The 14,730-nt window shown below is 71.2% G+C and carries 7 protein-coding genes; 1 reads left to right on the top strand and 6 read right to left on the bottom strand.

The genetic code is table 11. The features are described 5' to 3' along the window. Positions 1–18: 18 nt before the first annotated feature. The 4 genes from ACFV2X_RS07035 to ACFV2X_RS07020 all read right to left on the bottom strand — a co-directional run bounded on the left by ACFV2X_RS07035 (position 19) and on the right by ACFV2X_RS07020 (position 5,385). A complete protein-coding gene (locus ACFV2X_RS07035; protein ID WP_385612913.1) occupies positions 19–1,302 on the bottom strand; it encodes an ATP-grasp domain-containing protein in 1,284 nt (427 codons plus the stop codon). Beyond that, a complete protein-coding gene (locus ACFV2X_RS07030; protein WP_385612463.1) occupies positions 1,302–3,086 on the bottom strand; it encodes an amino acid adenylation domain-containing protein in 1,785 nt (594 codons plus the stop codon). The genes ACFV2X_RS07035 and ACFV2X_RS07030 overlap by 1 nt, the downstream gene beginning before the upstream one ends. Before the next feature lie 75 nt (positions 3,087–3,161). After that, on the bottom strand, positions 3,162–4,520 hold the full coding sequence (locus tag ACFV2X_RS07025) for an MATE family efflux transporter (protein WP_385612461.1): 1,359 nt from the start codon (positions 4,518–4,520) through the stop codon (positions 3,162–3,164). Then, positions 4,513–5,385 carry a thioesterase II family protein gene (locus tag ACFV2X_RS07020; RefSeq protein WP_385612458.1) on the bottom strand — a complete coding sequence of 291 codons (873 nt, stop codon included), beginning with the start codon at positions 5,383–5,385 and terminating at the stop codon, positions 4,513–4,515. Before ACFV2X_RS07020 ends, ACFV2X_RS07025 begins: the two co-directional genes overlap by 8 nt. A gap of 26 nt (positions 5,386–5,411) precedes the next feature. Here ACFV2X_RS07020 and fabD point away from each other — a divergent pair, with 26 nt between their 5' ends. Beyond that, the gene (fabD, locus tag ACFV2X_RS07015; protein WP_385612455.1) at positions 5,412–6,425 is read left to right on the top strand and encodes an ACP S-malonyltransferase; all 1,014 of its coding nucleotides are present in this window, start codon (positions 5,412–5,414) and stop codon (positions 6,423–6,425) included. A 56-nt stretch (positions 6,426–6,481) separates the two neighbouring features. On the opposite strand, the gene ACFV2X_RS07010 is transcribed toward fabD, so the two are convergent. After that, complete coding sequence (locus ACFV2X_RS07010) at positions 6,482–7,516, bottom strand: MupA/Atu3671 family FMN-dependent luciferase-like monooxygenase (protein ID WP_385612452.1); 1,035 nt, start codon at positions 7,514–7,516, stop codon at positions 6,482–6,484. Beyond that, the gene (locus ACFV2X_RS07005; RefSeq protein WP_385612449.1) at positions 7,513–14,721 is read right to left on the bottom strand and encodes an amino acid adenylation domain-containing protein; all 7,209 of its coding nucleotides are present in this window, start codon (positions 14,719–14,721) and stop codon (positions 7,513–7,515) included. The genes ACFV2X_RS07010 and ACFV2X_RS07005 overlap by 4 nt, the downstream gene beginning before the upstream one ends. Between the last annotated feature and the right edge of the window lie 9 nt (positions 14,722–14,730).

Raw genomic sequence — 14,730 nt, 5'->3', positions numbered from 1 at the left:
CGGTGTGTGGACGTGGAATCAATTGATCGGTGGCGGATAGCGCGGTTCATAGCGGACCTTGACCACATCGGTCATTTCATCGAGCAGCGAGGCCAGCGCTTCATGGGTCTCCGTGGCTCCGAAGCAGACGTAGACCTGCCCCAGCCTCCCCGCACGCCAGTCGATGGAGTGCCCCGCTCCGCGCTTCAGGACGACACGGGAAATGCCGGGCAGACGCCGCAACTGCTCGAGTCCCGACACCTCGGCGACACGCCGCGCCTCCAAAGGAGGCACGCGGGCGTAGACGAACGCGATCCGCTCGTAGGCGATGTTGTCCACCGCTTTCGTGGCTTCCTCGTCCCCAAGAGCGATACCGGCCGCCAGGCGGATGACGTCCACTCCTGTCGCGCGGCCGAGAAGAGCGTTGACGAGGCCCCCAAGGCGCCCGTTCACTTCGATGACCTGCGGTCCCGACGGAGTGAGCTTCACCTCGGTGTGACACACTCCGGTGCGCACGCCCAGGGCGGTCAAGGCGCGTGTGGCCACGTCCAGGACGGATTTCTCGTCCTCTTCCCGCAAGGCCGCGGGCAGGAACGACCCGGCCTCCCGGAACGGTGGCGCAAGCGGGAATTTTCCGGTGACCGTGAGATGGGTGATGGCACCGTGGAAGACGGCCGACTCCACGGAGACGTAGTCGCCCCAGGGGGCGGTGTCCACGACTCCCCGCAGTTCCCTCTCGAAGACGAAGGCTTCTGTAGCGGCCGCGCGGCGGGGCGCGGCGGACTCCGCTGGTCCCGGGAATTCCGAACGGCAGGCGGCAACAAGGTCGTCGTATGAGGAGATGCGGTAGGTACTTCGGCTGCCGGTTCCCACGTCGGGCTTGAACACGGCCGGCAGGCCCACCTCCGCCACGGCGCGCCGGGCGGAATCCTCCCCGGTGACCAGCCGCGCCGGCACCGCGGACGCACCGCAGCCGTTGAGCACGTCACGCTGCAGGTGCTTGTGGGTGAGCTTGCGCACCAGCTCGGGCGAGTGAAACGGGAGATCAAGTTCTGCTGCGAGTGCCCCGGTTCTCTCCAATTGATAGTCGGTGAAGGTGACGATTCCGTCCGGCCGTTCCGCGCGCACCTTCGCGGCGGCGCGGCCGAGGTCCAGCCCACTGATGTCGCACAGCCGGCCGAGCTCGGCCATGAGCTGCGTGGGCTGCTCACCGAACTCGGAGTCCGGGCAGACGAAGATCGGTTCGGCCAGCCCTTCGAGTGCGGCAGCGATCTCCACCACGTCCGCGGCGCCCATGTCGTAGACGACTGCGATCCGCCGCATCACGACACCTGCCGGTCCGCGGTGTCGCGTTGGGCGTCGATGAGCGCCGCCAGATCGCGGAGCACCGGGTGGTTGAGGATCGCGTTGAAGGGAATGGACACGCCCAGCTCCTTGGCCACCCGCTGCCGGATGCGGAAGGCGAGGAGCGAGTTGCCGCCGGCGGCGTAGAAGTCGTGTGTGGCGCCGACCGGTTCGTCGCCCAGGAACTCCCGCCACAGCCCGGCGAGGTACGTCTCCGTCTCCCCCGACGGCAGGTCGGACGGCGAGAGCTGCCGGGAGTCCTCGGCCAGCAGGGCCCTGAGCGCCGCCACGTCCCGCTTGCCGTTCTCGTTGTCGGGGATCCGGGGCAGGAGCAGGACGCGGCTGGGCAACATGTACTCGGGCAGTTCCCGCTTGGCGTACGCCAGGAGCTCCTCGTCGGTCAGTGCGCTGTCCGCCGCCACGAATGCCACCAGGCGCAGGTCCAGTTCTTCGCCGGTGGCCAGCACGATCGCCTCCCGGGCCAGCGGGTGCTGGGCGAGCGCGCGCTCCACCTCACCCGGTTCCACCCGGTAGCCGCGGATCTTCACCTGGTCGTCGGCGCGCCCGACGTACTCGAAGACCCCGTCGGGCCGCTGTCGGCCGAGGTCGCCGGTCGCGTACATGCGGCTGCCGTCCTCGGCGAACGGATCGGGGACGAAGCGCTGCTCGGTCAGCTCCGGTTGACCGATGTACCCGCGACAGACCCCCACTCCGCCCACGTACAGCTCGCCCACCTCACCGACGGGCACGGGCTTCCGGTCGGCGTCCAGCACATACATGGAGAAGCCGTCCAGGACGGGGCCGATGGGCACCGAGGTGTCCTCGGGTCCCACCGACTCGATGTGGGCCACTGAGCAGCCCGTCGTGGTCTCCGACGGGCCGTAGAGGTTCCACAGCGACCCTCGGAAGCCGCTCGCCAGGACGTCCCGGCAGGCGGAGGCCAGCATGGTGCCACCGCCGACTTGCAGGACCCGCAGGCCGGCGAACGTCTCCGGGCTCTCGCGGGCCAGGTGGTTGAACGCCATGGTGGGGGCGATCATGACGCTGATGCGGCGGTCCTCCAGCTCCCGCTTCACATCGGAGGCCAGGAGCTCCGCCATGGCGGGCATGACGACGATCTCCGCTCCGTACGCGAAGCTGCACCAGGTCTCGAAGTGGAAGGCGTCGAAGGAGACGCTGGCGATCTGACTGGTGCGATCGGTGGGCAGCAGCTGAGGCATGACGCGGTTGCGGGCAAAGGCGAGCAGGTTGCGGTGCTCCAGCACGAAGGCCTTCGGGACCCCGGTCGAGCCCGAGGTGAACAGCACGCAGGCCCCGTTCTCCGGCGCGGGAAGCGGCAGGTCGCCCGGGGCGGGGGAGCCGGCCGCGCTGTGCCATTCGATCACGTCGGGCCCGAGGTGCGAGAGCCGCGCACCCCACCCTGGTTCGGTCACGATGGCCTTGGCTTCGCTTCGCCGGATCATCAGATCCCGGCGCTTGTCGGGATACCGGACGTCCACCGCGACGTAGGTCGCGCCCGCCTTGAGAATGCCGAGCAGGGCGACGAACACCTCGCTGGAGCGGGGGCGGTGCACCACCACGCGGTCCTCCCGGCCGACCCCTTGTGTGGCCAGATGCGCGGCGAGCACGTCGGAGCGCGCGCTCAACTCACGGTAGGTCAGGGTCTGTTCGCCGTCGCTGACGGCGTTGCGGTCCGGGTGACGCGCTGCTGTCGTCTCGAAGAGTTCAACGAGCGTGCTGGGTCGCTCACGATCGTCGGACATGCCCATGGAGGTACTCCTGACTTCGCGGATATGACGGTGCACACGTCGGGTGGGGAAAGGTCGCGGAAAGGTGGGTCACGCGCTCGCAGGGGCCGGTTCGGGCCTGGTCAGTGAGCCACTGCGGCGCTGGAAGAAGAAGGCCTGCCCGGCCACCAGCAGGAGGTTGGCGCCGGCCAGCGAGAGCCACAGCGCCTTCAGACCGCCCGCGGCGCCGATGGGCAGGGCCACCAGGGCCAGCAGCCCGTAGCAGATCGCGAAGACGACCAGGCTGGGGACGGTGCGCTTGATGCCGATCAGTCCGAAGCCGAACACCGCCTGGGCGGCGTCCGCCAGCACCGCGAGGAGGACGACGGGCAGCAGGTCAAGCACCTTGTCGTGCAGGCCGGTGTCCTTGGTGAACAGCGAGATCACCGGGGTGCGTGCCACCACCAGGAGGAGCGCGAGACCGCAGACGGCGCCCAGGGCCACCAGGACGCCCGCGTGAGCGCTGCGCCTGACCTCCTGTACGTCGCCGGTCTTCACATGGGCGGCCATGAGCGGCACGGTCGCCTGGCCCACCGCCACCGCCGCGGTGAACATGAGGTTCACCAGGGACAGGGAGATGCTGTGCACGGCCGCGCTGTCGGTGTTCACCCGGGCCGCGGAGAAGGCGAGGACGCCCAGGACGGCGAACTTGATGAGCACGGTGGCCGCGAGCGGGATGCCGACCGCGGCCAGTTTGAGCACCTCGCGCGGATGCGGACGCCCCAGCCGCAGCGGCCTCCCGGCCAACACCGTGTTCCGGCGCAACTGGACGTGCGCCACGGAGGCGTTGATCAGGCTGGAGGTGAGCATGGCGATGCCGGCGCCGGGCAGGCCGAGGCCGTCGAACGAACCGACGCCGCCGACCAGGAGCAGCGAGAGTACGACGGCGGCGCCGGTGCCGGCCATCCCGGAACGCATCACCGCCTTGCCCTTGCCGAGCCCGACGAGAGTGGACGTCGCGGTGGCGGCGATCGACATCACGAGCACGCTGCAGGCGAGGATGTACGGGAAGACACCCAACTCGTCGAGGGTGGTCTGCGGCACTCCACCGGCCTTGCCGATCAGCGGTACGGAGGCGACCGCCACGGCACCGAGCAGTCCGACGCAGATCCCGAGCCACATGCCGTTGCGCAGCACGGGCAGCAGGCCGTCGGCATCATCCTTGTGGCTCGCCACGAACGGCATGACGCCGCGCATGGCTCCGGACACCGCGGCGGTGGCCGGGCTGAACACGGCCAGCGTGACGGCGAAGGCCGCGAGCGAGGCCGTGGCATGCCGCCCCAGGACGGCCGTGTCCACCAGGGACGCCGCCGACGAGGCGATCATCGTCAGGTAGAGGGGGAGCGCGGCACCGGCGATCTGCCGCGTCTTCTTCTCTCCCTCCGGACCGGAGGGCTTGTTCTCAGCCATGGCTCTCAGCGTCTTCCATTTCTTGTCGCGCCGCTGCTGGTGTACCGGAAAGAGCGGAACTGACGTCCGCCACGAGTCTCTTGCAGAAGCTTTCCGGATGATCGAACAGATAAAAGTGTCCACCGGGCCAGGCGTGAAAACGGACCGGTGCCCGGGTTCTCTCTCGCCAACCGCTCAGAAATTCATGCTCGGCGAGCGGATCGGCGTCCCCGGAAAAGACGGAGACGGGTGTGGAGAGGGGTGGTCCTTCGATGTGTTCGTAGGTGTCCACGATGCGCAGATCGGCGCGCAGAACGGTCACCATGTAGTCGACCACGTCCGGGATCTCCAGCATTTCCTCCGGTGTTCCCCCCAGCTCCCGCAGGAACGCGACGAGCCGCTCACGTGGCCACAGGTCACGCCGTTCCGGCAGCCGGTCCCGGATGCGGTGCGGGGCGGGGCTTCCGGAGACACCCAGCCAGGCCGGTCCGGCGCCCCGCCGTTCGGCCTCTCTGACCAGCTCATACGCGACCAGCGCCCCCAAGCTGTGGCCGAAGACGGCATAGCGGCCGGGAGCGTTGTCGAGCACGGCGGGGGCGACATGTGCCATCAGTTCGGCCATGTCGCCGCAGGCCGACTCGCCGACGGAGGCGCCCCGTCCGGGCAGTTCGACGGCCAGCGCCCGCCAGGTGGGGGGAAGGTGCTCGGCCAGGGGCGCGTAGCCGGCGGCCGAGCCGCCGGAATGGTGAATCAGAAAGCAGGTCAGCTCTGTTTCCGGCTCTCGGTACCGGTACTCCCGGTTCGCCTGCTCTCGATTCCGGTGCTCTTCGTTCCCGTATCGCCTGGACCGGGATCCGAGATCCCTGATGATTACTTGACTTGGCATTGTCTCCGTCCCGCCTGATCGATAGGGTGAGCGATCGCGGTCGAGGCCGCGTCAAGTTTTGTTGTCCCGACGCGAACGGGGTAGCCGTGGACAGGATTGCGTTTCTCTTCCCCGGGCAGGGCTCGCAGGTGCCCGGAATGGGAAAGGATTTCGCCCAGGAATACGCTGAAAGCGTACGGGCCTACTATGCATCGGCCGACGAGATTCTGGGACTTCCGCTGAGCCGGCTGTGCTTCGGGGGCAGCGAGGAGGAGCTGGGGGACACCGCCGTGACCCAGCCCGGTGTGTTCCTCACCAGCCTCGCCGTCTCCGCGGTGCTCCGGGAACACGGCATCCGGCCGGGCGTGGTGGCCGGCCACAGCCTCGGTGAGTACCCGGCCCTGGTGCATGCGGGGGTGCTCGCCTGGGAGGATGCGCTGCGTCTGGTACGCCGTCGCGGCGAGTTGATGGCCGGGGTCAACCGGCGCACACCGGGACGGATGGCGGCGGTCCTGGGGCTGCCCGCCGAGCGGGTCCGTGACCTGTGCGAGGAGTCGTCGCGCTCGACCGGTGAGAGCGTGGTCGTGGCCAACTACAACGCGCCGACGCAGACGGTGGTGTCCGGAACGGTGGCCGGGGTGGAGGCCGTCACCGTCGCCGCGCGGGCGGCCGGTGCGACACACGTCGCACAGCTGAAGGTGGGCGCGCCCTTCCACTCGCTCCTGATGAAGGACATCGAGGAGGAGTTCGCCGCCCACCTGGAGGCCGTTCCGTTCTCCACTCCGGTCATCCCGGTGATCGCCAATGCGACCGCCACGTATGTGCACACGGGCGAGGAGGCACGTCAGTCGCTGAGGCGCCAGCTCTCCTCGCCGGTGTACTGGAGCCAGACGCTGGAGCTGCTGGTGAAGGAGGACGTCGACGCGCTGGTCGAGGTCGGTCCCGGCAGGGTGCTGACGAACATCAGCCGCGGTTCGGCCTCGCAGGTGCCGGCCATGGCCGTGGGCACCGTCAAGCAGTTGCGTCAGGCCCTCGCCCGGCTCACCGCGGTGCGGGCGTAGGGCGGTGGGGGCGGGCGGGCGGCAGAGGGCCGCCCGCCGTCCTCCGGTCCGGGAGATCACAGCTGTTCGCACCTCTCCCGCAGCACCGCCAGGTTCCGCAGCGCGCCGAGCGCCTCGTCCGCCGCGACGCCGAAGTCGATCAGACAGGCGAGTTCGTCGACACCCAGGTCGGCGAGGCGTTCGACGATGGGCAGACAACTGTCGACGGAGCCGATGAGGCACCGGGTCCGTGCGTGCTCCTCGTAGGCGTGGTCCAGCAACTCGCGCATCGCGGCGTCCGATGCCGGTCCCACGCCGTGGCTCTGCGGCGACTTGAGGCCGAAGAGGCTCATGGACGAGCGCATGTACGCGGTCATGGGGGCACGGGCCGTCTCCAGCGCCGTACGGCTGTCCTCGGCGACGAACGTGTGCAGCATGACCGTCACACGATCGCTTTCGATGCCGTATCCCGCGGCTTCGAGCGCCTCGCTGTAGTCGGCCAGATTGTCCTCCAGCCGGTCCCAGGACTGCCCGAGAAGGTGGGTCAGAATGCCGCACCCCAGCTCTCCCGCGAGGGAGAACGTCTCGGCGGAGCCCGCCGCGGTGACCCAGAGGGGCACCTCGTCCTGCCGGGGGCGCGGGTAGGTGCGGATGAGCCGCTCCTCCCCGCCCGGCCCCGGGCGGCGCACGGCCTCACCGGACCACAGCGCGCGCAACTCCTGGATGCCGTCACGGACCAGGCTTTTGTTCCGCTCGAAGTTGCCGGGTGCCAGGACGAAGTCCTGCGGGTTCCAGCCGGACGCGATGGCGAGGCCCGCCCGGCCGCCCGAGAGCTGGTCGACGACGGCCCACTCCTCGGCCACGCGCAGGCGATCGTGCAGCGGAAGCACGACGCTTCCGGCGCGTACGTCGACGCGGGAGGTGATGGCGGCCACGGCCGCCGAGGTGACGGAGGGGTTGGGGAACGGGGCGCCGAAGTCGTGGAAGTGCCGCTCCGGCGTCCACACGGCCGAGAAGCCCTCCGTGTCCGCGAACCGCGCCGCATCGAGGAGGAGACGGTACTGCTCGGTGGTGTCCTGCCCGTTGGCGAAGAAGAAAAGGCTGAACTTCACGCGCCCTCCCCGGGATCGATGGATGCGGCAAGGTCCGCGGCGGTGGTGTCGGCCTCGAACACGAGGGCGTACAGCACGGTGCGATACAGCGCCATCACCCGTGCGTCCCGCCGCTCGGCAGGGCTGCGGGCGTATGCGAGCTGTGCGCGGAAGGCGCGCGGGCTGTCGGCGACGGTCAGCTGCAGCCGTTGCCCGGCGGCCAGTACATCGGGCCCGACGGCACGTAGTTCCCGCGTGCCGAGCCGCAGCGGCTCGCCCTCGTCGCGTGCGTAGGTGAAGACGACCGGAAGGCTCCGGAAGGCCCCGAGCCCCTCGTCGGCGGCCGCGAGGTCGGCGTAGTTCACGGTGCGTACGCCGTCCACGTCGTCGAAGACCTCGCGTACGGCCTCCAGGGCGTGGCGCAGCGGCTCCGCGGCGCGCAGCCGGAACGGGAAGGGGACGACGTTGGCGAAGCTGCCGACCGTCGCGTCGAGGGAGGGGTGGATCCTGCCGTCCAGCGCCAGCGCCAGGCAGACCTCGTCCTCGTCCCGCGACCAGGCCAGGGCGGTCGCGAAGGCGGTGAGGTGCAGCAGGAAGGGGGTGACGCGGTGCTCCGCACATCTGCGGCGCAGCGTCTGCTGGAGCCGCTGCCCGGGGGCCCAGGACCGCTGCCCGGCGATCTCCCCGTCGGCCGCGGGGCCGAGGGTGTCGGCCTCCCGAGGGGTCCCGGGCAGGAGCCGGCGCCAACGGCGCACGGTCTCCTCGGCGCGCTCGCTGCCGGCCAGGGACTGCCGCCAGGTGAGGTGGCGCAGGAATCCGTCGTCCGTTTCGCGGGGGGCCGCGGGCGTGGCATATGCCTCGGCGAGGGAACGGCACAGGGTGTTCAGGCTCCGCCCGTCCAGGGCGGCCAGATGGACGGTCAGCGCCAGCAGGGTGGGGCCGCCTTCGGGCGGCTGCGCCACCGCGACCCGGAACAGGGGTTCCCCAGCGGGATCGATGGGCCTGCGCTGAGCCCGGTCGTACATCCATGCCGCGGCCTCGTGCGGTGTCATGCCCGCCGGTGTCCCGGGCGGATCGAGCACGGCGAAGCCCTGTGTCCGGGCCTGCGACTCCCCGTCCGTATCGGCCGCCGCATCCGCCGCATACGGCACGCGGAGGGCCGCGTGCCGGCCGAGGACGGCATCCACCGCCGTACTCAGCCGTGCCGGGTCCAGTCGTTGCCCGGTGTCGAACACGAAGGTCTTCTGCCGCTCGGAGGACGGGGAACCGTCGAGGAGCGCGCGGTGCCCCGCGGGGACGACGAGCGGGGCGGCGACGGCGGGCAGCACCTCCTCGGCGTCCGTCACGGGGCGGTGGCCGGCCACCAGGGCGGCGACCTCCGCGGCCGTGCCGCGCCGGTAGAGCTCCCGCACCGACAGCCGGATGCCGCATTCCTCCCGTACGCCGTGGATGACGCGGGTGGCGAGCAGGGAGTGGCCGCCGGCGTCGAAGAAGTCCTCGTCCGGGCCGAGCAGCGGGTTGTCCAGTACGCGGCGGAAGACGGTCAGGACACCGTGCAGGGCACCGTCCGCCTCGGATGTGTCCGCACCCGCGCCCGCGTCCCCGCCCGCGTCCCCGCCCGCGCCCCGTGGTACCGGGCCGCCCGGCCGGGGCAGCCGGGACACCTCGACCTTCCCGTTGACATTGACCGGGAGGCTGTCGAGGACGGTGAAGGACGACGGCACCATCGCCGCCGGCAGCTCATCCCTGAGCCGGTCGCGGGTCCGCTCGGCCACCCCGGCCCCGGAAGCGGCCACCACATAGGCGTCGATGCGCCGATCGCCCTCCGTGCCGCCGATGACCAGGGCGACGTCGCGGATCGCCGGGTCCTCGCGGATCACCGTCTCCACCTCGCCCAGCTCCACACGGAAGCCGCGGATCTTGACCTGGTTGTCGCCACGGCCCAGGAACTCGATGTCGCCCGAGCGCAGCAGCCGGGCTCTGTCTCCGCTGCGGTACGCAGCGGCGCCGGGGAAGCGTTCCGCGGTCAGCCGCGGCTGCCCCAGGTAGCCGGTGGCCACGCAGTCGCCGTGGATGACCAGTTCGCCGACCGAGCCGCGGGGAGCGTCGCGGCCCTGCCCGTCCAGCACGGACAGCGTGACGTTCTGGATCGGGCGGCCGATCGGTGCGTGCCGTGGCCAGGCACGAGGCGGTCCGCTGAACCGGTAGGAGGTCACCACGTGTGTCTCGGCCGGCCCGTAGTTGTTGATCAGCCGGCATTCCTTCAGTGACTCGAAGAAGGAGATCACCGACGCGCTCAGGCGCAGCTGTTCGCCGGTGGAGGCGATCTCCTTGAGCGAGGAGAAGGCGGCGGTGTCGTGCTCGAAGCGTGCGGCGAGCGCGTGCAGGAGGGACACCGGAAGGATGGCCTTCTCCACCCGGTGGTCCCGGATGAAACCGGCCAGCAGGTCGTGGTCGTGTTTGGTCTCGTCGTCGGCGATGTGGAGGGAGCCGCCCGAGCACAGGGCCGCGAACGCCTCGTGGAAGGAGGCGTCGAAACCGAAGGACGCGAGCTGCAGCCTGCGCAGCCCCGCGGTGTGGCCGGCGGTCTCCCAGTGGATGAGGTTCGCCAGCGCGCGGTGGGGGAAGTGGATGCCCTTCGGCCGGCCCGTGGTGCCGCTCGTGTAGGTCAGATAGGCACCCACCGACAGGTCCACGGTGTCGCCCGGGACATTGCCCGCGCCGCCTCGCACCGCCGTGATGTCCGCCAGCTCCAGAGCCGTCGCGCAGGCGGCGAAGTCGGCGTCCTCCTTGCGCTCGGAGACGACGACGGCGGCGCCGCAGTCCTCGGCCATGGCCGCGAGTCTCCGCCGCGGGTGGGTCAGGTCGAAGGGCACCGGGGTGGCTCCCGCGCGCATCACGCCCACGAGAGCGCCGACCAGGGGCACTCCCCGTTCCATGGCGATACCCACGTTTTGGCCGGGACGTACGCCGAGCCCGGCGAGCAGGTCGGCCACCCCAGCCGAGACACGGGCCAGTTCGCCGTACGTCAGGGAGGTCCGGCCGTCGGTGACCGCGAGGCGGCCGGGTTCCCTGGCCGCCCAGTCGGCGAAGACCGCGTGGACCGGGCGCGGCGGGACGGGGATCCGCGGGCCGGCCAGGGCCGCGGAGGTCCGGGCGGCGGTGGCGGGCGACTCGGAGGGGACGTCCCTCAGCGGTCGGTCCGCCGCGTCCACGACGGTGGCCAGGAGAAAGGCGAAGGTGTCCTGCCACCCTGCGACGGTCTCCCGCTCGAAGCGCTCGGTGTTGTAGAGGAAGCGTCCGGTGATGCTTCCGTCCCGGCCGAACCACCAGTCGAGGGAGAGCTCGTACGGGCTGGTGTGCCGCTCGAACGGCAGGGGGCGGCGCTCGAGCCCGGCCGGTGGCGCGGCGCTGCCCGCGTCCAGGTTGAGCATGTTGAACAGCACCTGGAATATCGGGGTGGCGTTCAGGTCCTGGCCGCTGCCTCCCAGCCGACGGGTGACCACCTCGACGGGCAGATCCTGGTGGTCCAGGGCCGTGGTCACCCGCTCGGCGACCTGCCCCAGCAACGCGTGGAAGTCCAGGGCTTCCTCGGTCCGCACCCGGAGCGGGAGGGTGTTCACGAAGTTCCCGATGAGGTCGCGGGTCTCGGGCCGGTGCCGTCCGGAGACCGGTGTCCCGACGACGAGATCCGTCCGCCCGGTGACCCTGCCGAGCAGCAGGAAGAAGACGGCGAGTACGACGACGAAGGGCGTCACGCCGTGCTGCTCGGCCAGTGCGCGGACCCGGCCCGAGAGTTCCGCCGGAAGGGCGAAGTCGACGGTGCTGCCCCGGTAACCGCGGACCGCACCGGGCGGCCGGTCACCCGGCAGCTGGAGCGGCTCGGGCAGATCCGCCAGCTCGTCCAGCCAGAAGCGCAGCTGCCGGTCGGCGTCCGCGGAGGTCAGCCATGCGGCGACGGCACGCATATGGGCGGCCGGCAGACCTTCGACGGCGGGCAGGGCGGCTTTGTCGCCACCGGTTCGCTCCGCGTAGCAGGCGTAGAGGTCACGCAGCAGGATGCCGGTGGAGTGGGCGTCCGCGCAGATGTGATGCACCGAGAGGGCGAGGACGTGCCGGCCGGGCCCGGTGGTGAAGACGCGCGCGGCGAAGGCGGGAGCCCGGTCCAGCGGGAGCCCGCGGTCCAGCAGTCCGGCGATCGCGGACCGCAGGGACTTCTCGCCGTCGACGGCGAGGACGGGGAGCTCGACGGGCACCTCGGGCAGGATCTCCTGCGTCGTGCCGTCCGCGGTCGTACGGAACACCGCGCGCAAGCTCTCGTGCCGGGCGACGACGTCGGCGAGCGCGGCACGCAGCGCCTCGATGTCCACCGGGCCGCGCAGGTCGGCGAGGACCGGCACGTTGTACGCCTCGGCCGCGCCGTCGATCTCGCTGAGGAACAGGAACCTTTCCTGAAGGGGAGTCAGGGGGATCGGACCGCCGGCGGACACCGGGCCTCGATCGCGCGGCTCGGGTCGTGCTCCGGTGCCCCCCGTCTCCTCCTTCTCCTCCTCGTGCTCTCTGAGGGCCAGCCGGGCCAAGTGGGCCGGCGTCGGCTCCCGCAGGAACGTGCCGAACGGTACGTTCACCCGGAGCCGCGCACGGGCCATGGCCACGACCCGGGTGGCGAGCAGGGAGTCACCGCCGAGTCTGAACAGGTCGTCGTCCTCCGCGACCTCGTCGACCCCCAGACACTGCGCGAAGATGTGCCGAGCCGACTGTCCGGCGGTTTGCGCACCGCCTGCCTCCACCGCCGCCGGTTCTGGGCCGGAGAAGCGTACGGACCGCTCGGCGGCGCCCTGCGGCGGCCGTGGTTCCAGCCAGTGCCGCTGCCGGTCGAAGGGGTACGCGGGGAGGTCCACGACCCGGCCGCCGGCGGCATCGACGAGTCCCGAGCGGTCTTCCAGGAGCCCCAGCGCCCAGGCCCGGCCGAGGCGCCCGAGCAGCGAGGCGTCGCCGCCTCGGGTGCCGGACGGACCGACGACGTGGACCGCTCCCGCGAACACGCCCGGCACCGCGGCGGCAGGGAGCGCCGCGGCCGCGCCGAGGTGGACGAGCGCCGAGATCCGGGGCGGCAGGGTGCGCCGACCCGGTGTGGCCGCGGCGTTACCGAAAGCCAGGACCGGATCCGGCAGGCGGCCCGCCGGGCACAGTTCCGCTCTGTCCTCGTCGTACCAGGGGATGGTCAGGGGACGAAGCGACACCCGGTGCAGGACGTGTTCGGCCACAGAGGCGCTGTCGGCCGGGAAGTCCGCCATGGCGGCGGCGAGTTCGTCCTCCGTCAGCGCGCCGGCCAGTACGGCCGCGGCGGGTCGGGACGCCCGGTCGGCGACGACGGCCCGGGGGGCGGCTCCCTGGCGCTCCGCCCACACGGCGGCCTCGCCCAGTGCCACGACGGCCGATGTCAGCGGCGCCGGGGCGCGGGCCGCCAGGGTGCTCAGCGCCTGCTTGACCGTCATGCCGCGCGCCGCGGCCCACGGCCCGACGAGCCGCTCGGCGGTGTCCCGGAACACCGGATGGCGACCGAGAAGTTCCTGGACCGACTTCTGGTCGGGCTCGGTGTGCCGCAGCACGAAGGCGACGCCCCCGCGCCGCGTGTCCGCGCCGTCCCCGTCGAGGGTGACAGGTTCCCGGCCACAGGTCCAGAGCAGTGCGCGCCGGAAGGGCAGTACGGCATGCCCGCGGGCAAGGGTGTACGCCATGTCGCGTACGCCCTCGGGAGTCTGCGCCGAAAGCCGCTCCCGCAGGCCGGACTCCCATGCGTCCAGGGCCGTACGCGACGCGGCCGAGAAGGGCAGCAGCCGTGCGTGACGGGACGACACGCTGTCGCCGGCCGCCTCCGGCTCCTCCGGCGCCTCCTCCACCAGCAGGTGCACATTCGTGCCGCCCACGCCGAACGAGCTCACCCCGGCGAGCAGCGGTCGCGGGCCGTCCCATGGCCGCAGCTTTCCGGTGACCCGGAACGGTGAGGTGTCGAAGTCGATGTGCGGACTGGTCTCCTCGCACCACAGAGTCGGGGGCAGGGTCCGGTGGCGCAGCGCGAGGACCACCTTGATCAGGCCGGCGATCCCCGAGGCCGAGTCCAGGTGACCGATGTTGGACTTCACGGACCCGATCCCGCAGAAGCCGGTCGCAGGGCTCGTACCGCTCGTACGGCTCGTCGTGCGGAAGGCCTCGGTGAGGGCGCTCACCTCGATGGGGTCGCCGAGAGCGGTGCCGGTGCCATGCGCCTCCACGTAGGAGACCTGCTCGGCGTCGATGCCCGCCAGCTCGAGCACCGAGGTGATCAGCTCGGCCTGTCCCCGGGCGCTGGGCGCGGTGTAACCGCTCTTCCGCGCCCCGTCGTTGTTGACACCGCCGGCCCGGATCACCGCGAGTACCCGGTCGCCGTCCGCGAGCGCGTCCTCCAGACGCCGCAGCACCACGACCCCGACACCGCTGGAGAACACCGTGCCCCGGGCGTCCGCGGAGAAGGGTCGGCAGCGGCCGTCGGGGGAACCGATGCCGCCCTCCACATAGGAGTAGCCGAGGTCGGTCGGTTTGATGCCGGCGCCACCGGCCACGGCGGCGTCCGCCTCGTAGTCCAGCAGCGCGCGGCAGGCATGGTGCACCGCCGCGAGGCTGGAGGAGCAGGCGCAGTCGACCGCCGCGCTCGGGCCCGTCAGGCCCAGGCGGTAGGACACACCGGTCGCGGTGAAACCCCGGTCGTTGCCCATGAGGACGCGGTGCCAGCCCAGGGCCTCGACCACCTCGGGGTGGCTCATCACATGGCGCAGCAGGTAGTCGGAGAGGTTCATGCCCAGGTACACGCCGACGCTGCCGTCGAACGTCCCTGGTTCGAGAGCGGCGTCCCGCAGGGCGTGGACCGTGGTCTCCAGCAGCAGGCGCTGCTGCGGGTCGGTCGCGGCCGCCTCGGCCGGAGTCATGCCGAAGTAGCCCGCGTCGAAGAGCGAGGGGTCCGTGAACCGCATACGGGTGGCGACGTACGACGGGTCGTCGCGCACCCGGTCCAGCAGTCCCGCGCGCCTCAGCTCCTCGTCGGGAACGGTCTCCCGGGGCTCCACGCCGTCGCGCAGCAGCTCCCAGAACGCATCGGTGGAATCCGCCCCGGGGAAGCGGCAGGCCATACCGGTGATGGCGATCGCCGGGAGCTCGTCGTCGGGTTCGTCGGGAAGTTCGGCAGCCAAGGCTCACAC

It is taken from the genome of Streptomyces sp. NPDC059679, from assembly GCF_042734105.1.
Classification (GTDB): Bacteria; Actinomycetota; Actinomycetes; order Streptomycetales; family Streptomycetaceae; genus Streptomyces.
This window is presented reverse-complemented; position numbering and strand designations above follow the sequence as displayed.

What these genes read in the sequence shown, in the direction of transcription:
- ACFV2X_RS07035 (WP_385612913.1), bottom strand. Translation starts at nt 1,302, where the DNA reads ATGCGGCGGATCGCAGTCGTCTACGACATGGGCGCCGCGGACGTGGTG.
- ACFV2X_RS07030 (WP_385612463.1), bottom strand. Translation starts at nt 3,086, where the DNA reads ATGTCCGACGATCGTGAGCGACCCAGCACGCTCGTTGAACTCTTCGAG.
- ACFV2X_RS07020 (WP_385612458.1), bottom strand. Translation starts at nt 5,385, where the DNA reads ATGCCAAGTCAAGTAATCATCAGGGATCTCGGATCCCGGTCCAGGCGA.
- ACFV2X_RS07025 (WP_385612461.1), bottom strand. Translation starts at nt 4,520, where the DNA reads ATGGCTGAGAACAAGCCCTCCGGTCCGGAGGGAGAGAAGAAGACGCGG.